Origin of the sequence: Pseudoalteromonas sp. SR43-2 (assembly GCF_014163885.1) — a bacterium.
GTDB lineage: Bacteria > Pseudomonadota > Gammaproteobacteria > Enterobacterales > Alteromonadaceae > Pseudoalteromonas > Pseudoalteromonas distincta.
The window spans coordinates 36,236-55,139 of the sequence record NZ_JACJED010000005.1 but is presented as its reverse complement, the minus strand read 5'-3'; the positions used below and the strand labels follow the sequence as shown (position 1 = coordinate 55,139).

Sequence of the window (18,904 nt, the reverse complement as noted above, 5' to 3'; positions counted from 1 at the left end):
GTGAGCTCTTAAGTTAGAGAAAGGTCAATATCAAATACGTTTGCAGCTTCTTCAGCAAATGATGATTGCTGTTCTTGCGCGGTATCAATTAGGTTTAATGCACCAGGATAAATAGTGACGTTAGTTACATCAGCGAGCATTTTTGATGTACGTACTTTTGTCCATGGGTATGCAAGGCCTAAAGAAAATACAATAGCCAACATATTAGTTAATAGTAAAACAGCGAAAGGAATTGGTTTTAGCTCTGATTTAAATGTAGCAACGCCTTCAAAATGGCTGTTATCAAAAATGTGATTTCTAATAGCGGCGTGCCATACAGCAGAAACAATGGCAATCATTAGCACATAGGCAATCATCATAAAGATAGGAAGCATAACCATCGCTGCAGAGTTTTCTAAATTTTGTTGGTTTTCAATATCTACTAAGTTGAGGCCAAATAATCCTAAAATCCCCATAAATACCACCATGGTGATAGAGCTCACTACAAAGCAAATAAGCGCTGTTAGGTAATAGGTTTCGCCTTTAAGATTTACAGTAAGTGGTTTATCGCCATAACTAATATTGCTATGGATATAGCTATCAATACGTTTTATAACGTAAGGCATTAATAAATAAAGCGTAAATATGCTTGCAATAGGTAAAAGTATAAAGTTAACAAAGGCTTCGCCATAACTGCCTTTAAAAGCAAAGCGAACATTACGATGGCGGGTCATACGCAGACTAAAACGTAAACCTTGGTTAATAATCCATGGCATTAAAAAGATAAAACCAAGAGCAATAAATAGGCCTAAAATAGGCATAAAGCTAATTGAGAATGTGTAAATAAAAAATACAACAACCGCTAAAATCCGACCTTTTAAAATTTGTATTGGTGTTGCTAGGTAGTCAAAACTATGGCCATCTATACGGGTGTGGCCGTAAAAATAGCGATGCGTACGTACTTTAGCCCACGCCGAATATATGCCAAGCGTAATAACGCTAAGTAATATATTTACAATCCAAATTCCAAAAAACTCACCACCTTTACCACTAAATTGCACTTTTCCGCTAAAAATTGGTTCAGCAGGTTCATTTATTGGTGGGGTTGTTTCAGATGGGGTAGGGTGTATTGATTCCATTAAATTATATCCATGTTGTTTTTTTGTTAATTTACCCATTTTTAGTGCAAAATTCAATGTTTATAATTATCCAACCCTTCTGCAAACAACTATAAATAGGCGTTTTAAATATTGAGTTAAATACTCTAATACTTTTTTATAAATAAACCTCGCTGGTTTATTTATTTGGCTGGTAACTGGGGTCTTTAGCTTATTAATATGCGATTTAGCTACTATACATACTTAGTGCTGCTTAAATGTAATGGCATTAATTATGTATTAAGCACACCTACGTACAATTAAGCTAATTGATTTATATGCCAAAATAATAGATTGTAAGAGTAGTGCGGATGTAAATTTATTTAGGTTTTACAGCTTTTATCATCGCTTTAAATAACATTAGGATATTTATTATGTTCCAAGCAGTCGTGTTAGGGGGATTAGAGTTTAGCCCGCTGATTGTTTACTTCCCAATAGCATTTATTTTAACGGCGTTGACTCGTTTTGCTTTGCATCGACTAGATTGGCATGACCGTATTTGGAAAGTGGCTTGGTTTGAGGTGTCACTATTTGTTTGTTACTTGGCACTCGCCGTCTATTTATACCAATTAGCTTAATTAATTGAGCTATTTTGAGGTAAGAAAACCGTGTCGATAACAAGGCAAAAATTTCGTTATTTAGTTGTTCTATATCAGAAATTTTTAACACAGTTAGCGTCAGGTTTAAGCCCTCAAATTACTCAAGTATTATTGCGGGTTGGTATTACTAAGTGGAAGATAAATTGAATGATTAAATATCTGCGTATTACTTTTACTATCTTGGTTGTTATAGCTGCGGTTTTTGCTGGGCGTTGGGTATGGACTGACTACATGCATACTCCTTGGACGCGTGATGGGCGTATTCGAGCCGATATTGTCACGGTTGCTCCAGACGTGTCGGGTTGGGTAACTGCTTTAAATATTAAAGATGGTCAAAACGTACAAAAAGGCGAAGTACTTTTTAATGTTGATAAAAAGCGTTATCAAGCAGCGCTTGATAAAAGTAAAGCAAACACAGAAAACGCATTGTATACATGGGAACTTGCTAAACATAAATACGAAAGACGTGTTGAGCTAAACACTCAACAGGCAATTAGTGAAGAAACGCTAGAATCAACACGTATTAATACTAAAATTGCTGAGGCAAATTATAACCTAGCCAAGACAGAGCAAACAATTGCGCAGTTAAATGTTGACAGAACTAAAATTGTTGCGCCTGCATCAGGGCAAATAATTAATTTGAATTTACGCCAAGGTAACTATGTTGCTCAAGGCACACCTGTTTTTGCTATTGTTCAGTCAGATTCATTTTATGTAACGGGTTACTTTGAAGAGAGTAAAATACCGCTTATTTATCCTGATCAAAAAGCTAAAATAGCCCTTTTAAGTGGTGGTAAGCAATTAACAGGGCATGTAGTGAGTGTAGGTAAAGCCATTGCAAATACAAATACACAAAGTAACGGTCAGCTTTTACCGCAAGTGCAACAAACATTTAATTGGGTGCGTTTATCGCAACGTATTCCTGTTGATATTAAGTTAGATTCGTTGCCCGAAAATACACAGCTTAGCGCAGGAATGACCGCCACTATACATCTCGCTACACGTTAAGGGGAATACAGTGGGCGTTGTATTACAAAATTTGTTTTTTCCTAAAAAACAGGCAATTATTTTTGCGACTAAGGGCGTTATAGCCATGGTGATGGCCCTCACTATTGCTATGTCGCTTAATCTTGAAAGGCCTTATTGGGCGTTAGTCTCGGCTATTTTTTTGCAATTACGCCCGCAAAGCGGATTGGTTATTGAAAAAGCAATATGCCAAATAATAGGCACCATAGTGGGCGGTTTATTTGGCATATTGCTTTTAACTCAGTTAATTCTCTACCCTTATTTAGCGCTCGGTGCACTGGCATTATGGTTGGGGGTGAACTCTTCGTTATCGGCAATGGTACGCCAAGCAAACTTTGTGTATGCGTTTGCTATGGCCGGTGTAACAGCCGCCATTATTGTGCTTTTAGTCATGGTTACTCCGGCAATGGTGAGCAGCCAAAGTATATTTGATATTGCACAAGCGCGAGTAAGCGAAATAATAATAGGTTCTGTATGTGCTGGGCTTGTGAGTCATCTATTTTGGCCTGTAAAGGTTAAACATTTACTACAAGTACAAGCGCGGTCGGTTATAAATCAAACGTTACATTATTTAGTTATTGAGCTTGATTCTAAGGGCTCTCACGAAAACCGTCACCAGCAAATAGATGGCATTATGGCAACATTGGGATCAATAAACGAAGATTCCAGCGCAGTAAGGTACGAAGGACCAAAAGGTCCAGGGCGCTCGCGTGCTGCAAATCAGTTGTCGCAAAAAGTACTTTCTTTATTGGCCTTAATTCAAATAATTGGCCGCCTACAGCGAAACCACGAAGATCTTATTACACCTACTTTAGATAAATTAATAAGTAAACTTAAGCACGTATTTGCGCAAATTAAAGAATCTGACGATTTTGATTACTGCGCCGAACAAGTTAAAACGCTGCGTAAAGAGCTAACCGACTATAGAGCTAATACGGTATGTGATTCGCCATTTGAATCTCATATGCTCAATGTGAGCTTAGAAGTGGCAGCCGACTTAACAATTTTACTACGGGCATACAGAGCTTTAGAACAACGCGATAAAACATTATTAAATGCACCCAGTATGCTTACATATCGCGACCCATTAGCTGGCATTATTGTTGGATTTAGAACTGCTTTGGTATTTTCTATCGGCGCATTTATTTGGATTAATACAGGCTCTTCTGCTGCATTATTAATTATGATTTTACCGGTCATATTTTCGATAATGTTGGCGAGAATACCCTTGGCTATTTTACAGGTTGTAATTAAACGTTTATTGGCAGGTATAATTGTTGCTACTTTTGTAACTATTTTTTATGCGTTAAATTTACTGTCGCAAAGTGGTGGGCAATTAGAAATATTGTTGCTTGTATTAGCTGGTCCGTATTTTTTGGGTTTGCTGTTACTCGCTGATCAACAAACGCTGCCATACGGCTTAGGGTTTTGTATTCCATTTACGATTTTGGTAAGACCCAGTACCGATATGAGCCTTGCGTTTTCAATCGATTACACACTTAGCTCTGCCATGGCAATTTTTGCGGGGGTGAGTATTTTATTTTGGATTTTTCAGTTATTCACAGGCCCGAGTGTGCAATTACTTGTTCATCGTGTTTTTAAGGCCACTTATAAAGATTTACTCGAAATAAATAACCATCCAACCCCAAGTATTTGGTATAACCGGCGCATGGCCGATAGGTTAATTCGCCTAACTAATTACGATCAAGGTTCACACTCACGCGTAATTACTGATCTTGCACTAAGCGCTCTAAATTTAGGGCATGCGTCGGTACGTTTAAACTCAATTTGTGAAAATTTGGCTGGTAATACAAAGCTAAAGTATTTAAATGAGTGGCAGCGTACATTAGCCGATGCATTTATGTTGGCAACCAAGGGCAAGTTTAATAATAAGTTTAAGCAAGCGTCAGATAATCTTTATGGGGAATTGGCTCAGACGGTGGACGATTCAAATCAATTAGAGGCAATAAAAGGCATGTTTATTCGCATTAATCTGACCTTTGAAAGAAGTGCAAGTAAGATAAATTAGCCCCATTCGCTGCTTTTCGAGTTCAGATGTTATAGCGAAATCTGTTATACTTGCTGGATAATTTTATGGGGCTGTTATGATTTCAAAAAACCAACTCAAACTTATTCGCCAACTTGGCCAAAAAAAGTACCGAAAGCAATATAATCAATACCTTGTACAGGGTGAGAAAAACGTACTTGAGTTATTAAACAGCCCATTAAATGTGGTTAATATTTTTGCTACAAACGAATTTATAAATGCGTACCAAGTTAAGTATCCGCAAGCTAACTTTATAGAAGCTGATGAAGAGACCCTCACCAAAGCCAGCACGCTAGTTAGCAATAATGCAGCCATTGCTATTGTTGATATGCCAAAGGCAGCTTTACCACAAGCAAGTGGTTTAATACTCGCACTTGATGGCGTATCAGACCCTGGTAATTTAGGCACAATAATAAGAGTGGCAGACTGGTACGGTATTAAACATATAGTAACTAGCACCGACAGCGCAGACGCTTACAACCCAAAAACAATTAGCGCCACGATGGGCTCATTTGTAAGGGTATCGGTAAGCCAAGTAGATTTACCTGATTACCTACAGTCTTTAAATTTACCTGTTTACGGTGCTTTTTTAGATGGGCAAAGCGTGCATAAAACCCAATTTATGAGCTCAGGCGTTTTACTAATGGGTAGTGAGTCGCATGGAATACGCGAGACATGTGCAAAGTTAGTAACTAATAAAATCACTATCCCCGCTTTTGGTGGTGCAGAGTCGCTTAATGTTGCAATGGCGACCGGTATTATTTTAGATAATTTTAAACGTCAAGCTTAACAATTTAACTGTTAATGAGTTAAATTGTTTGTAATCAATAACAATAATAATCGGTAATAACAATAAGATGCGCTTAAGCACTATTAAATTAGCGGGCTTTAAATCGTTTGTAGAGCCCACTAAAATTCCATTTCCTGATCAAATGACGTGTGTTGTAGGCCCGAATGGCTGTGGCAAATCTAACGTTATTGATGCTGTGCGATGGGTGCTAGGTGAAAGCTCTGCTAAAAACCTGCGTGGCGATGCCATGACCGACGTTATTTTTAATGGCTCAACAAATCGTAAAGCCATATCACAAGCTTCTGTAGAGCTTGTTTTTGATAACGATAAAGGTAGTCCTTCTAATACATTTGCTGATCGAAACCAAATTGCAATTAAACGCTTAGTAACGCGCGACGGGCTATCGCTGTACTTTTTAAATGGCAGTAAATGCCGTAAGCGTGATATTACCGATATATTTTTAGGTACAGGTCTTGGTCCGCGTAGTTACGCAATTATTGAGCAAGGGATGATCTCGCGTTTAATAGAAAGTAAACCACAAGAATTACGCGTATTTTTAGAAGAAGCCGCTGGCGTTTCTAAATACAAAGAGCGCCGCCGCGAAACACAAACTCGTATAAAAAGCACTCGCGAAAATCTTGAACGTTTGTTAGATGTGCGTAAAGAACTACAAAGCCAGCTCGATAAATTGGCTGTGCAGTCGGTTGATGCAAAAAAATACCGCGAATTAAAAGCACAAGAACGCATGCTAAAAGGCCAAATTGCCGTTTTAAAATGGCAAAAGTTACATCAGCAGCAACTTGAAAAAAGTGCCCAAATTAAAAAACTTAATGATCAAATTTTGTTTTTTAAAACCGCTAACTCAGGGCATGACGATGTACTTGCAAGCTTAGAAGGGCAAGTACAAGCCCAGCAAGATAAACTAAGCGATGCACAGCATCAGCAACATGTAATACACACCGAGCTTACTCGCGCTGAGCAACAACAAATCAATGTAAAGCAGCAAACCCAAACGCTTAAACAAAGTTTAATTAAATTACAGCAACGCCAAATCCAAAGTGCTGAGGTAAAATCGCAGCAGCAAATTGTGTGCGAGCAACTTAATGAAGCCCTGCAAGAGGCAAGTGAAAACGCCTTAGTATGTGAAGAGCAAGTTAGTGGGTTAACGCATGAACTTGAGGAATTATTAGCACTTAAGCAGCGCCACCATACTCATTGGCAAGCTTTGTGTGAGCAACAGCAACAGCTTAATAATAACGTGCAACTACATAGTAGTCACATTAAACAAACTCAGCAGCAAATTGATCATGTTAACGAACAAATTGATCAGTTAACTGTTCAGCTTAACGAGCTACAAAGTAGTGATGTAGAGCAACAGTTAATACAGCAAACACAGCAAACACAAACATTAACTCAAGAGCTTGCCGCTAAACAAACAGCACATACGAAGTGCACTGCTAAGCTTGAGGTGCAAAATGAGCTTGTTAATAACTCACAAAAACAATATTCGACGCTCACTCAAACAATAAACGAGTTAAAAGCCAGTATAACGGGGCTTAAAAGTACATTAGGGCTTGATGAGAAAAGTGAACGTACTAATGGTTTGTTTAATCAGCTAAGTGTTAAAGAAGGCTTTGAGCTTCTAATAGAGCAAGCACTTAAATCTTTAGAGCATTTAAATGTAAGTGAGCAGCAAGCTGATAACAGTGTTTGGCCAAATAGTGATAAAAGTGTGCCAACAAATAGCTTAGCTACATATATAACAAGCGGTGTTTATCCAGAGCATTTAGCACGTATTGCTTATAGTGAAAGCGGTGATTTAGAAATACTAAAAGATAGTTTTTATACAGCCGTTATGGATAAAAACGGTGCTTTATATGGTCGTAATTGGCATGTAAGTGCTGAATGTAATGCAGAAAACTCATTACTGTTAAAGCATAAGCAATTGCAAGATAAAGCGCAGCAATTAAATAATACCGAGGACGAGTTACAACAAGTAACACACACTCGTGACGAACATACAGCTGAGCAAATAAAGTTAGTTAACGAGCAAAGCGAGCTAAAAGAAGCCATACATGAGCTTGCGCAAAATATAGCGGTAGCCAGTACGCGCAGCGACATGCTTGTGCAGCAAGTAGCACAATTTAAGTTACAACTAGAAAAGCTACAGCAACAAAAACAGCAATTAACCGCTCAGCTTTTACAATTAAATACCGTGCTTGATGAGCAAACAGAGCAATTTGAAGTGTTAAATGAGCAGCAACTTAACTTAGCGGATGAAGTAGACGCTGCAAATAGCTTGCGCTCACAAAGTGATAAAAGTTATAGCGAAGCATTAAGCATGCTTGAGCAATATAAAACACAAGCACATAAGGCAACGCTCTCAGAGCAAAAGGCACGCAGTGAATGGCAGTTAAGCCAAACCAAATTGAGCCATGCAGAGCAAGAGCACGTTAGTGCATCAGAAGGTGCGCAAGAACTACTTAGTGAAATAGAAGAGCTGCTGATACCAGAGCAAGAACTTAGCGATAAAATTACGCAGCTTTTAGCACAGCATCAAAAAGGTGAGCAGGCATTAGTATTGCTACAAAAAGAATTAGCTCAGGCGAAAGAGAGCTTAAACACTAAGCAAATAAGCCTTAAAAATTCACAAGGTGAGCTGGTGGGCTTGCAAGAGCAGCACCAAAAGCTAACAATTGAAGAACAAAGCTTAGTAATAAAAGCGCAAGTTGCGCTTGAGCCATTAGAAGAGTTGAGACAAAGCTTAAAAGCAATACTTGATGAATTACCAGATTCATTAAATTTAAGTGCAGCACAAAATCAGTTAACAGGATTTACTAATCAGTTAGATAAATTAGGTGCAGTAAACTTGGCGGCAATAGAAGAGTTTGATTTAGCCAAAGCACGTAGTGATTATCTTGATAATCAATTAGATGATTTAACAAAAGCGTTAAGCACCCTTGAAGGTGCAATTCGTAAAATTGATAGTGAGACCAAAACACGCTTTAAAGCGACGTTCGATCAAGTTAACGAAGACTTTGCTGAGCTATTTCCTAAAGTTTTTGGTGGTGGGAGCGCGTATTTAGAATTAACCAGTGACGATTTACTCGAAAGTGGTGTTAGTATAATGGCACGACCACCGGGTAAGAAAAATTCAACAATTCATTTGTTAAGTGGTGGAGAAAAAGCGCTGACCGCATTATCATTAGTGTTTTCTATATTCAGGCTCAATCCAGCTCCTTTCTGTATGCTGGACGAAGTAGATGCACCACTAGATGATGCCAACGTTGTGCGTTTTTGCCGTTTGGTTGAAGAAATGTCACAATCAGTGCAGTTTATTTATATTAGTCATAATAAAATTGCGATGGAAATGGCAGGTAGATTAACAGGTGTTACTATGGCAGAACCTGGCGTATCACGTATGGTTGCTGTAGATATAGAGCAAGCTGTGCAACTTGCACACGCATAAATTTTTATAACAAGTGTATTAGTTTTTCATTAATATACAGGTTTTAGGCATATCAAATAATAAAAGGTGAGGGGATGGCCGAACAATTAAGATGGGTTTTAATCGTTATCAGTGTAATTGTCATTGGTGGTTTATTAATACATGGATTGTGGTCAGTTAGAAAAAAAGACCGCCCAGAAGTATCGGATAATGAACGGGTTGAGCCATTACAACAAAGCGCACCAGCTTCATCTAAACCGTTTCGTACTGAGGCTGAGCCAAAAGAGCCAATGCAAGACGAACGTGATGAGCCACAATTTGGCGAGCTTAACTTTGATGCAAATGAGCCGCAAATTGATACAAGCGTGCCAGAAACACCAATTGAAGACGACCTAGAGATAGTTGATGATCTTGAAACAAAAGATCAAAGTGCTGAAGAAGCGCCTACTCAAATGTCTGACTTTGTTATTGTGCATATTCAAATGCCAGAAGAGCTTAGTATGCAGGGCAGTAAATTATTACCAGCAGTTAATACTTTAGGTTTTAAATATTCTGAGGAAGGTTTTTTTAATCGCCACTTAGATCCGGCTGGCCAAGGCCCTGTTTTATTTAGATTAGTAAATATGTATAACCCAGGTACGTTTGATATTGATAATATGGAACAGTTTAGTACCGCTGGGGTAAGCTTATTTATGACGTTACCGTGCGACGGCGATGGTCTAGCGGCATTTAATATGTTGCACAGCGCAGCTAAAAAGTTAGCGGATGAATTTGGTGCACAAATTTTAGATGCTGAGCGAAATGAAATGACAGTAGAGCGCATCAGGCAATATGTTGAACAGGTTCGTTCTTTTTCAGCGTAAATAACGCATACATTATATTTTTATAAGCCACTGGACGGTGAATCGTCAAAGTGGCTTTTTTTATGTTTATTGAGGTTTAAATGTCTAGCAGCATTAGTGAGCAAATTAATCATCTTCGTACTACATTAGAGCAACACAACTATAACTATTATGTGCTCGACACCCCCAGTATTCCTGATTCTGAATACGATAGGTTATTACGCGAATTAAGCGCACTAGAGATGCAGCACCCTGAATTTTTAACCGCCGACTCTCCGACACAAAAAGTAGGCGGTGCCGCACTGAGTAAATTTGAGCAAGTAGCGCACCAAGTACCCATGCTCTCACTTGATAACGCCTTTAGTGAAGAAGAGTTCACTGCGTTTAATCGTCGTATAAAAGAGCGCTTAATGAGTACTGATGAGCTTACTTTTTGTTGTGAGCCAAAACTTGATGGATTAGCCGTATCAATTATTTATCGTGATGGTGTGCTTGTACAAGCGGCTACGCGAGGTGATGGTTTTACCGGTGAAAACATTACTCAAAATGTTAAAACCATTCGTAATGTACCGCTTAAGTTACGTGGTGATTACCCAAAAGAGCTTGAAGTGCGCGGCGAAGTATTTATGGACAGCGCTGGCTTTGATAAATTAAATACTGAAGCGCAAAAACGCGGTGAAAAAGTATTTGTTAACCCGCGTAATGCAGCCGCGGGGAGTTTGCGTCAACTCGACTCTAAAATTACAGCTAAACGCCCACTCATGTTTTATGCCTATAGTACCGGGCTTGTAGCTGATGGCAGTATTCCTGAGGATCACTATCAGCAGTTAGAAAAGTTAACTGACTGGGGGTTGCCACTGTGCCCAGAAACAAAATTAGTTGAAGGTCCTAAAGCCGCGCTTGAGTACTACAGCGATATTTTAACGCGCCGTGGCGAGCTTAAATATGAAATTGATGGCGTAGTAATAAAAATAAACCAAAAGGCCTTACAAGAGCGTTTAGGCTTTGTGGCACGAGCTCCCCGCTGGGCTATTGCGTATAAATTTCCGGCGCAAGAGGAAATAACCCAACTACTTGATGTTGATTTTCAAGTCGGTCGTACTGGCGCCATTACACCGGTTGCACGTTTGAAGCCTGTTTTTGTGGGTGGCGTTACCGTATCAAATGCAACGCTTCATAACAGTGATGAAGTTGCACGTTTAGGCGTAAAAGTAGGTGATACAGTTATTATTCGCCGTGCTGGAGATGTAATCCCACAAATAACGCAAGTTGTACTTGAGCGCCGCCCTGATGATGCCAGAGATATCGAATTTCCAGTAACTTGTCCTATTTGTGACTCTCATGTTGAAAAGGTTGAAGGCGAAGCTGTCGCTCGTTGTACGGGTGGGCTTGTATGTCCTGCACAACGCAAACAAGCAATTAAACACTTTGCGTCACGCAAAGCGCTGGATATAGACGGCCTTGGCGATAAAATTGTTGATCAGTTGGTAGACAGAGAGCTTATAAAAACGCCCGCTGATTTGTTTATTTTAAAACAAGGACATTTTGAATCACTTGAACGCATGGGACCTAAGTCAGCCAAAAATTTAGTAACAGCCCTTGAAGAGGCGAAAGGCACTACGCTTGCTAAGTTTTTATATTCATTAGGTATTCGCGAAGCAGGTGAGGCAACAGCACAAAATTTAGCTAATCACTTCCTTACCCTTGAAAATATAATAAATGCCAGCATTGATAGTTTAACGCAGGTAAGTGATGTAGGCGAAATAGTTGCAACACATGTTCGAGGCTTTTTTGATGAAGAGCATAATTTAGAAGTTGTTAATGCGCTTATAGAGCAAGGCGTAAACTGGCCAGCGTTGAGTGCACCTTCTGAAGAAGAACAACCGCTTGCTGGGCTTACTTATGTACTTACTGGTACGCTAAATACGCTTAATCGTAATGACGCAAAAGCACGCTTACAGCAACTAGGTGCTAAAGTATCTGGTAGCGTATCAGCGAAAACTGATGCGTTAGTCGCGGGTGAAAAAGCGGGTTCAAAACTGACTAAAGCCCAAGATTTAGGTATCGACATACTCACGGAAGATGAATTAATTGAGCTGCTTAAAAAGCATAATGGTTAGGACGCAACAATGAGCCGATACGGTCCTGAATACTGGGATAAGTACGGAAGTTACCGAACTCCTATTGCATTTAATTTAAGTTTGCTTGTGCTATTACGTGGCTATTTTATTTGGGTGATTGCGGCTTTAAGTCGCAGACCTGAACTTGATTTAATGTCGTTATTTTTTAAAAATAAAAATGACTTTTTTATTGCAATAGCAATTGGAAGTATCGCAATAATACCGACTATTTTATTTTGTTTACGCAGACCACGAGATTCACACAGTGCAAGCGATAAGTTAGCAAAAATATGGCGGCATATGCGCTGGCCCCTTATTGTATGTGCTGTTGTTGATTTAACATGGTTAAGTATTCAAGCCGCGCATAGCCATTATCGATTTTCATCATTTTTAGCAGTACAAATGATGATTGTTTTATGGGTATTGTGGTATTTGGTGAAAAGCCGTTATTTAACCGTTTTTTTTAATGATTGGCCTGAGCCGACAGAAAAAGCATCAGAAGAAAAAAAGCGACTTAAAAGGGATTAGTTGTGGACGCTGTAAATAAAAAAATAGCGATAGCTATATCGTTAATAGGCTTAGTGCTTATTATTTTAATGATTAGCACTGAGCTTTTAGAGTCTATGTGGTTTAAAGCGCTATTTGGGTTGTGGGTATTTGTTTTTTGCTCAAGCGTTTATAGGCTAACGCCCTTATTTAAATCAAGAAACAGGCTAGAGGATTTTATTCAGCGAGATGCCCAACATTTACTACTTTTTAGTTTGATGGGATTTTTTGATAAAAAGCATGGTCCAAATTGGTTAGTTATTGAGAGTATTGAACGCATAACAACAAAGGATGATGAGCTAATTATTTACAGTAATAACGAGCGCCAAATGAGTGTTAGTTTACCTGTAAAAAAAGCAGAGCTAGATAGTTTTATTAAACGAATACTTACCGACTCAGAAAAACAAAATATTACCTTTAGCTGAGGAGATTACCTTTAAGATTGAACGAGTTTTAGTCTTAAACTGTCAACACTCCTTAGCTGATCTTTAGTGTATTAAATAACGTAATAATTAGCCGTACTTTTTATGACTTTATAAAGTATAGCTAATCAACTATTCAATGAGGCTATTATGTTGAAGTGGAATGATGTTATTAACTTTGCCACCAACGGCAATCCTACCCCAAGTGAAAAAGTAGTCAAAACTGACGAGCAGTGGCGGATGCAACTATCAGAAGATGAATATTACGTAACACGTAAGAAAGGAACAGAGCGCCCAGATAGCTCGGGTAGTTGTACATTACTCGAACCTGGCAAGTATGTGTGTATTTGCTGTGATAACCTATTGTTTGATGCCGATGAAAAGTTTGATAGTGGCACTGGTTGGCCGTCATTTACGCAACCTGCGACAATTGAAGCGATTGGTTATGTAAACGATACAAGTCATGGTATGGAGCGCATAGAGGTGGTTTGTAATGTGTGCGATTCGCACTTAGGCCATATTTTTCCAGATGGCCCATTACCAACAGGTTTACGTTATTGCGTTAATGCCGCAGCAATGAAAAAGCTCTAATATTTTATTTACTAGCGCTTTGAATATCTAAATTCATTTCTTTTGCTATATGCAAAATCTTATCTAAACGCTGCGTCTGATCTGCTTGTAATTTAGCTTTATCAAGAAGGGCGTAGCATCTTCTAGCAAGATCCATATTAAATGAGCTGCCAGATTGCTTGGTTGAATCAAATAGGCACTGTAATAAATTAAGTGCAATACTCTGATTGCGAGGCATGACTCTAAACGCTTGTGTAAAAGCTTCCAGCGCAGTATTTAATTGCCCTTTATTAAATTGATTAACGGCATGGTTATTAAGCTCTTTTGGACCCATTTTAATATCGCGTCGCTCACTTTGTTGCTGCTGAATATAACGCAAGTAAGTTGTGTCGCTAACTGCAGGGTGTCTTTCACAGTGGCTAATTATTTGTGTGAATAAGGTTTGCGCCTTCTGATGAAACCCCAGTTCATGAAATGCTTTTGCTTTATCAAGTGCTCCATCAACCGATCGGATATGAGTATCGTCGTCATCAAGCTGCTCAATTAGCTTTTTCGCTTTTTGATGCTCGTCTTTTAAGTAATGAAGTCGTGCATTTAGTACATCAATTTGAGCTTGATTTGCATTATTAGGAAACTGTTTTTTTAAATCATTAATGTACTGATTTGTTTGTCTAGAAATTCGTTGAATTTGATCAGTTTGATCAGTCGTTAACGCAAAGTCGATACCGGCACGTGCTGCATTCAAATATACATCGGGGTGGTCGTGTATTGAGTGCTTTGCAAAGGAGGCTATATCTTTTTGAGTTAAATAGCTTTTTTCGTAGTCGTGATTAATTAGCGACACATTACTTAACGATTTTTGGCGTGTGATGTTTCGCGGTGCAATGTCTGCTGCTTGACTTAAAAAGCTTTGTGCTAGCTCAAACTGATTTAGCTTTATTTCTAATCTGCCCAACAAATCAAGGGCTACTAAACGAGTTTCTTGGCGCTCTAACATTGTCTTGAGCATTCGCTGCGCCAAAATATGTTCGTTATTCGCTATAAGTGCCTCTACTAAACCTACTTTTGCCCAAGCAAATTTTTGAATATCGAGAACAGACTTAAAAAAGTCTTTTGCATCTTGAGCACGCTTTAAGCGAAGTAGGGCATCGCCTTTTAAGCGAAGTAGGATAGGACTGTAATTATTATTTTTTTTATCCAGAGCGGTATCAATAAATTTAATAGCTTTTGAATCGTTACCATCATCAATTAATGAATACACTGTTTGTAAGTCGTGTTTACGTTTTAAGATTCGTTCAATGCGTGTTTTAAGCTCTTGTACTGTAAAAGGCTTAACTAAAAAGTCATCTGGCTGCAGCTCAAGAACACTATGAACGAGTGAGCCACTTGTTTCTGCTGAGATAAAAATAAAGCCAGTCGAACTTTTTATGAGCAGCTTTACACGTAGCTCTTCATAAAGCTGGTAGCCATCTTGGTGTTTGTTTAAGTTGAATGAGCAAACTATTAGATCAAATTCTTCACTTAAACACTGCTCTTTTGCAGAGTTTGCATGATCAGCAAAGCGCAACTGCCGAAAGCCAAGCCTTTCTAACGATTGTTTCATATAGCTTTGAGCAAGTGGCTGCTCCTCTACTATAAGTATTTTTGCTTTTGAATAGATCTTAGTTGGCATTGGCTTAAGCGTAATTGTATTTAACACAGACTATAATCAACAGTTTAACTCCTTACAAGGGAATTTAAATGATAGCTGTATTTATTAGGTACTTAACTTTGTCTAATACGTTTATCTAACTTCGAAAGTACTGAGCCGAATAGCATAATTAAAAACTAAATAAGTAAAATGGAAACGCTATATTTGATGAGTGCTTTGATATGGAAATTTAGATTTTAATAAAAATATGAAATATATTTAAGGTAAAAATAGGAGTTAAACGTATTTAATATGGGAAAAAGTTATTACTAGAGAAATTGTTTAATGGTATTTATATGTGGTGGGTGATTACTTGGCTTGATACCAGTGACCCTCGCCATTATTTGTAAAGGGTGGTGATGCTCTTTTTCTTACGGCTAAGTTAATTACATACGATTTTTATATTGAGTTTCATAAAGTTCTTAAATGTATTTAATATGAAAAGAAAGAGTTATTACTAGAGAAGTTATCTGATGGTATTTATATGTGGTGGGTGATACTGGACTTGAACCAGTGACCCTCGCCATTATTTGTAAAGGGTGGTGATGCTCTTTTTCTTACGACTAAGTTAATTACATACGATTTTTATATTGAGTTTTTATAAAGTTCTTAAATGTATTTAATATGAAAAGAAAGAGTTATTACTAGAGAAGTTATCTGATGGTATTTATATGTGGTGGGTGATACTGGACTTGAACCAGTGACCCTCGCCTTGTAAGGGCGATGCTCTCCCAACTGAGCTAATCACCCACATATAATAGGTATGCCTGTTATTTAATTCTTTATTATCAATTAACCGCTTGATGTAATTTGGTGGGTGATACTGGACTTGAACCAGTGACCCTCGCCTTGTAAGGGCGATGCTCTCCCAACTGAGCTAATCACCCAAATTACATTTTAATATGCACCATTCTAGGAATGGTGGGTCGTACTGGACTTGAACCAGTGACCCTCGCCTTGTAAGGGCGATGCTCTCCCAACTGAGCTAACGACCCATATTAAATTTTAAAACGCGACTATTGATATAATAATAGGTTTATATGTGGTGGGTGATACTGGACTTGAACCAGTGACCCTCGCCTTGTAAGGGCGATGCTCTCCCAACTGAGCTAATCACCCACATATAAATTAAAACGCTACTATTAAAATAAATAGTACTGGACTTTAACCAGTGAACCTCGCCGTTACTTGTAAATAGCGGTTATGCTCTCTTTTTCTAACTGAGCTAACGACCCATTTAGATTTTTTTGTAATATGCACCATTCTAGGAATGGTGGGTCGTACTGGACTTGAACCAGTGACCCTCGCCTTGTAAGGGCGATGCTCTCCCAACTGAGCTAACGACCCATATTACAATTTTAAAACACGACTATTAATATAGTAATAGGTTTTATATGTGGTGGGTGATACTGGACTTGAACCAGTGACCCTCGCCTTGTAAGGGCGATGCTCTCCCAACTGAGCTAATCACCCACATATAATTTAAAACGCTACTATTAAATAAATAGTACTGGACTTTAACCAGTGAACTTTGCCGTTACTTGTAAGTAGCGGTAATGCTCTCTATTTTCTAACTGAGCTTATGACCCATATAGAATTTAGATGTGAACACTTTAACTAAAAAGTGGTGGGTGATACTGGACTTGAACCAGTGACCCTCGCCTTGTAAGGGCGATGCTCTCCCAACTGAGCTAATCACCCACATCTAAACAACATTGCATTGCTACGTTGTTGTGGGGCGCTATTATAGATAGAGTTGGAAATGTGTCAACACTTGAATGATAAAAATGTGCTGAATGAAGGTTTTATAAACAATAGGATATGGTTGAAGTCTATTTTATCATCAAATTTGATATTGCAGTTCAATTAAGCACCTAAAAGTGAGTAGGGAATTGTATTTTATTAACCTTAAATTTAGTTTTACGATACTCATTGTTTTTTACTGGAGTCGTTTTTATGATTATGAGCAAGATGGATTAATATTAGAGCGAGTTATTTAGCGAATAGAGCGGTCATTCAAAAATGAATTTAATCTAAACTTCCCAAAACAAATACTATTTTCAGCATTCTAAACTCTATTTTTGTACTTACTTTATTTTTATAAGCCAACCTAGCCATCTCGTAAATACGTATTCCTCACTACTAGCCTTCGGGTTAAGACTAAATAGATCACATATAACTAGGGCGTGTTGACCTTTGTGGATTCAAATTTGTTCAATCTAGGGACGATTAAATCGCGGCGCGAGGTTTGTAACCTAGTGGGCCAAGTAAAAGCCGAGCAAAGCTTCCGCTTCACCCACCAAAGGTCAACGCGCCTTGAAGTTTTATACATAGAATTACGAAGCTACAATGCTCTTTTAAAAATGCTCTTCAAACAATAATCGAATTTTTTAGTACGAGTTACGCTGGTTATTAAGCAAGTAAAGGCTGCGGGTACTCTCAAACCCACATTTAAACTTTGGTTATTATAAGCAATCGTAACTTTTAAAAGATTAAGGCGATTGGCGGGGCCTTAATTGGTAGTTTTTAGATAAGTTTAATTTGCCTATAAATGTATACCTTTGCTTTGATGAAATTTTGTTTCATTAAATGGGGGAGTGGGGGCTATTGAGTATTCGTTGTAATATAGTGATGTTATTATAAGCAGTAGGGTTAGAATCTTATTCAAATTGTATTTTTTAGCACGCTTGATAGCCAGTTTGTTGAAAATTAAACCATTTAAATAAAGCCAGGTAAAAAACTGTTGACTTTATTTTGGGTGGTGCATAGAATGCGCCCCGCACTAAGCGATACACGATGTGTTTATCACGATGGGTATTGATTAAGTTGGGGCCATAGCTCAGCTGGGAGAGCGCTTCGCTGGCAGTGAAGAGGTCTGCGGTTCGATCCCGCATGGCTCCACCAAAAATTAGTGTTTTGTCCTAGGGTAGCAGTTTTCTGTGTCCCCATCGTCTAGAGGCCTAGGACACCGCCCTTTCACGGCGGTAACAGGGGTTCGAATCCCCTTGGGGACGCCACTTAACTTTTATTAGTTAAAGGCGGTTTTACCGAGAAAATAGCGTCACAATTAAAGCTCGAGTCTTTACTTGTATTAAACGCAATTACCTTAAAGCTCATGATGTGAGTTAAACTTATCAACTGTCCTAGTGACACATTTATGTGTCCCCATCGTCTAGAGGCCTAGGACACCGCCCTTTCACGGCGGTAACAGGGGTTCGAATCCCCTTGGGGACGCCACTTACTTATTTTAATAGGGAAGTGTAGTGTTATTAAGAAAGCTCGCCTGAAACGAGTCTAAAAATTCAGTTGTCCTAGTGACACATTTATGTGTCCCCATCGTCTAGAGGCCTAGGACACCGCCCTTTCACGGCGGTAACAGGGGTTCGAATCCCCTTGGGGACGCCACTTACTATTTTAAGTATTGTGTAAAGCAGTGTGACACCGCACTCTCTATGCACGACGTTATCAAGAGTACTAATCTCTTGGGGACGCCACTTACTTATTTTAATAGGGAAGTGTAGTGTTATTAAGAAAGCTCGCCTGAAACGAGTCTAAAAATTCAGTTGTCCTAGTGACACATTTATGTGTCCCCATCGTCTAGAGGCCTAGGACACCGCCCTTTCACGGCGGTAACAGGGGTTCGAATCCCCTTGGGGACGCCACTTACT

The 18,904-nt window shown here is 38.7% G+C and carries 12 protein-coding genes and 12 tRNA genes; 15 read left to right on the top strand and 9 right to left on the bottom strand.

Annotated features, from left to right (window positions below):
* Positions 1 to 8 precede the first annotated feature (8 nt).
* The gene (locus H5120_RS05760) at positions 9 to 1,118 is read right to left on the bottom strand and encodes a YjgN family protein (protein ID WP_182673850.1); all 1,110 of its coding nucleotides are present in this window, start codon (positions 1,116 to 1,118) and stop codon (positions 9 to 11) included.
* Between the two features lie 392 nt (positions 1,119 to 1,510).
* Between H5120_RS05760 and H5120_RS05755 the strand changes: the two genes are divergently transcribed.
* The 10 genes from H5120_RS05755 (at position 1,511) to msrB (ending at position 13,567) form a co-directional block, all read left to right on the top strand.
* Positions 1,511 to 1,714 carry a DUF1656 domain-containing protein gene (locus H5120_RS05755; protein WP_182673849.1) on the top strand — a complete coding sequence of 68 codons (204 nt, stop codon included), beginning with the start codon at positions 1,511 to 1,513 and terminating at the stop codon, positions 1,712 to 1,714.
* A 168-nt stretch (positions 1,715 to 1,882) separates the two neighbouring features.
* On the top strand, positions 1,883 to 2,743 hold the full coding sequence (locus tag H5120_RS05750; RefSeq protein WP_138489375.1) for an HlyD family secretion protein: 861 nt from the start codon (positions 1,883 to 1,885) through the stop codon (positions 2,741 to 2,743).
* 10 nt (positions 2,744 to 2,753) lie between these two features.
* Entirely contained in the window at positions 2,754 to 4,790 is a 2,037-nt protein-coding gene (locus H5120_RS05745) for an FUSC family protein (protein WP_182673848.1), read from the top strand.
* A gap of 76 nt (positions 4,791 to 4,866) precedes the next feature.
* Complete coding sequence (locus H5120_RS05740; protein ID WP_182671353.1) at positions 4,867 to 5,598, top strand: RNA methyltransferase; 732 nt, start codon at positions 4,867 to 4,869, stop codon at positions 5,596 to 5,598.
* 67 nt (positions 5,599 to 5,665) lie between these two features.
* The gene (locus H5120_RS05735; protein ID WP_182673847.1) at positions 5,666 to 9,067 is read left to right on the top strand and encodes a chromosome segregation SMC family protein; all 3,402 of its coding nucleotides are present in this window, start codon (positions 5,666 to 5,668) and stop codon (positions 9,065 to 9,067) included.
* Between the two features lie 74 nt (positions 9,068 to 9,141).
* Complete coding sequence (zipA, locus tag H5120_RS05730) at positions 9,142 to 9,909, top strand: cell division protein ZipA (protein WP_154903395.1); 768 nt, start codon at positions 9,142 to 9,144, stop codon at positions 9,907 to 9,909.
* A gap of 80 nt (positions 9,910 to 9,989) precedes the next feature.
* Complete coding sequence (gene ligA, locus H5120_RS05725) at positions 9,990 to 12,008, top strand: NAD-dependent DNA ligase LigA (RefSeq protein ID WP_182673846.1); 2,019 nt, start codon at positions 9,990 to 9,992, stop codon at positions 12,006 to 12,008.
* A gap of 9 nt (positions 12,009 to 12,017) precedes the next feature.
* Positions 12,018 to 12,536, top strand: a complete 519-nt coding sequence (locus H5120_RS05720; RefSeq protein ID WP_138489372.1) for a DUF2919 domain-containing protein — start codon at positions 12,018 to 12,020, stop codon at positions 12,534 to 12,536.
* A gap of 2 nt (positions 12,537 to 12,538) precedes the next feature.
* The gene (locus H5120_RS05715) at positions 12,539 to 12,979 is read left to right on the top strand and encodes a hypothetical protein (protein WP_138489371.1); all 441 of its coding nucleotides are present in this window, start codon (positions 12,539 to 12,541) and stop codon (positions 12,977 to 12,979) included.
* A gap of 147 nt (positions 12,980 to 13,126) precedes the next feature.
* Positions 13,127 to 13,567 (top strand): peptide-methionine (R)-S-oxide reductase MsrB, encoded by a 441-nt coding sequence (msrB, locus tag H5120_RS05710; RefSeq protein ID WP_182673845.1) that lies wholly within the window; start codon positions 13,127 to 13,129, stop codon positions 13,565 to 13,567.
* Between the two features lie 4 nt (positions 13,568 to 13,571).
* Here the strand turns inward: msrB and H5120_RS05705 are convergent, their stop codons facing one another.
* The 8 genes from H5120_RS05705 to H5120_RS05670 form a co-directional block, all read right to left on the bottom strand.
* Positions 13,572 to 15,218, bottom strand: a complete 1,647-nt coding sequence (locus H5120_RS05705) for a response regulator (RefSeq protein ID WP_182673844.1) — start codon at positions 15,216 to 15,218, stop codon at positions 13,572 to 13,574.
* A gap of 692 nt (positions 15,219 to 15,910) precedes the next feature.
* Positions 15,911 to 15,986, bottom strand: a tRNA-Val gene (locus tag H5120_RS05700).
* Between the two features lie 61 nt (positions 15,987 to 16,047).
* A tRNA-Val gene (locus H5120_RS05695) sits at positions 16,048 to 16,123 on the bottom strand.
* Between the two features lie 32 nt (positions 16,124 to 16,155).
* Positions 16,156 to 16,231, bottom strand: a tRNA-Val gene (locus H5120_RS05690).
* Positions 16,232 to 16,279: 48 nt separating this feature from the next.
* Positions 16,280 to 16,355 (bottom strand) — tRNA-Val (locus H5120_RS05685).
* Positions 16,356 to 16,507: 152 nt separating this feature from the next.
* A tRNA-Val gene (locus H5120_RS05680) sits at positions 16,508 to 16,583 on the bottom strand.
* Between the two features lie 50 nt (positions 16,584 to 16,633).
* Positions 16,634 to 16,709: transfer RNA gene (locus H5120_RS05675), tRNA-Val, on the bottom strand.
* Positions 16,710 to 16,861: 152 nt separating this feature from the next.
* A tRNA-Val gene (locus H5120_RS05670) sits at positions 16,862 to 16,937 on the bottom strand.
* Between the two features lie 1,127 nt (positions 16,938 to 18,064).
* Between H5120_RS05670 and H5120_RS05665 the strand changes: the two genes are divergently transcribed.
* The 5 genes from H5120_RS05665 to H5120_RS05645 all read left to right on the top strand — a co-directional run bounded on the left by H5120_RS05665 (position 18,065) and on the right by H5120_RS05645 (position 18,898).
* Positions 18,065 to 18,140 (top strand) — tRNA-Ala (locus H5120_RS05665).
* 37 nt (positions 18,141 to 18,177) lie between these two features.
* Positions 18,178 to 18,253, top strand: a tRNA-Glu gene (locus H5120_RS05660).
* A gap of 144 nt (positions 18,254 to 18,397) precedes the next feature.
* Positions 18,398 to 18,473 (top strand) — tRNA-Glu (locus tag H5120_RS05655).
* A 92-nt stretch (positions 18,474 to 18,565) separates the two neighbouring features.
* Positions 18,566 to 18,641 (top strand) — tRNA-Glu (locus H5120_RS05650).
* Positions 18,642 to 18,822: 181 nt separating this feature from the next.
* Positions 18,823 to 18,898, top strand: a tRNA-Glu gene (locus H5120_RS05645).
* Positions 18,899 to 18,904 lie beyond the last annotated feature (6 nt).

Coding starts and splice junctions, on each gene's coding strand:
- H5120_RS05760 (WP_182673850.1), bottom strand. CDS start 1,118: ATGGAATCAATACACCCTACCCCATCTGAAACAACCCCACCAATAAAT.
- H5120_RS05755 (WP_182673849.1), top strand. CDS start 1,511: ATGTTCCAAGCAGTCGTGTTAGGGGGATTAGAGTTTAGCCCGCTGATT.
- H5120_RS05750 (WP_138489375.1), top strand. CDS start 1,883: ATGATTAAATATCTGCGTATTACTTTTACTATCTTGGTTGTTATAGCT.
- H5120_RS05740 (WP_182671353.1), top strand. CDS start 4,867: ATGATTTCAAAAAACCAACTCAAACTTATTCGCCAACTTGGCCAAAAA.
- H5120_RS05735 (WP_182673847.1), top strand. CDS start 5,666: ATGCGCTTAAGCACTATTAAATTAGCGGGCTTTAAATCGTTTGTAGAG.
- zipA (WP_154903395.1), top strand. CDS start 9,142: ATGGCCGAACAATTAAGATGGGTTTTAATCGTTATCAGTGTAATTGTC.
- ligA (WP_182673846.1), top strand. CDS start 9,990: ATGTCTAGCAGCATTAGTGAGCAAATTAATCATCTTCGTACTACATTA.
- H5120_RS05720 (WP_138489372.1), top strand. CDS start 12,018: ATGAGCCGATACGGTCCTGAATACTGGGATAAGTACGGAAGTTACCGA.
- msrB (WP_182673845.1), top strand. CDS start 13,127: ATGTTGAAGTGGAATGATGTTATTAACTTTGCCACCAACGGCAATCCT.
- H5120_RS05705 (WP_182673844.1), bottom strand. CDS start 15,218: ATGCCAACTAAGATCTATTCAAAAGCAAAAATACTTATAGTAGAGGAG.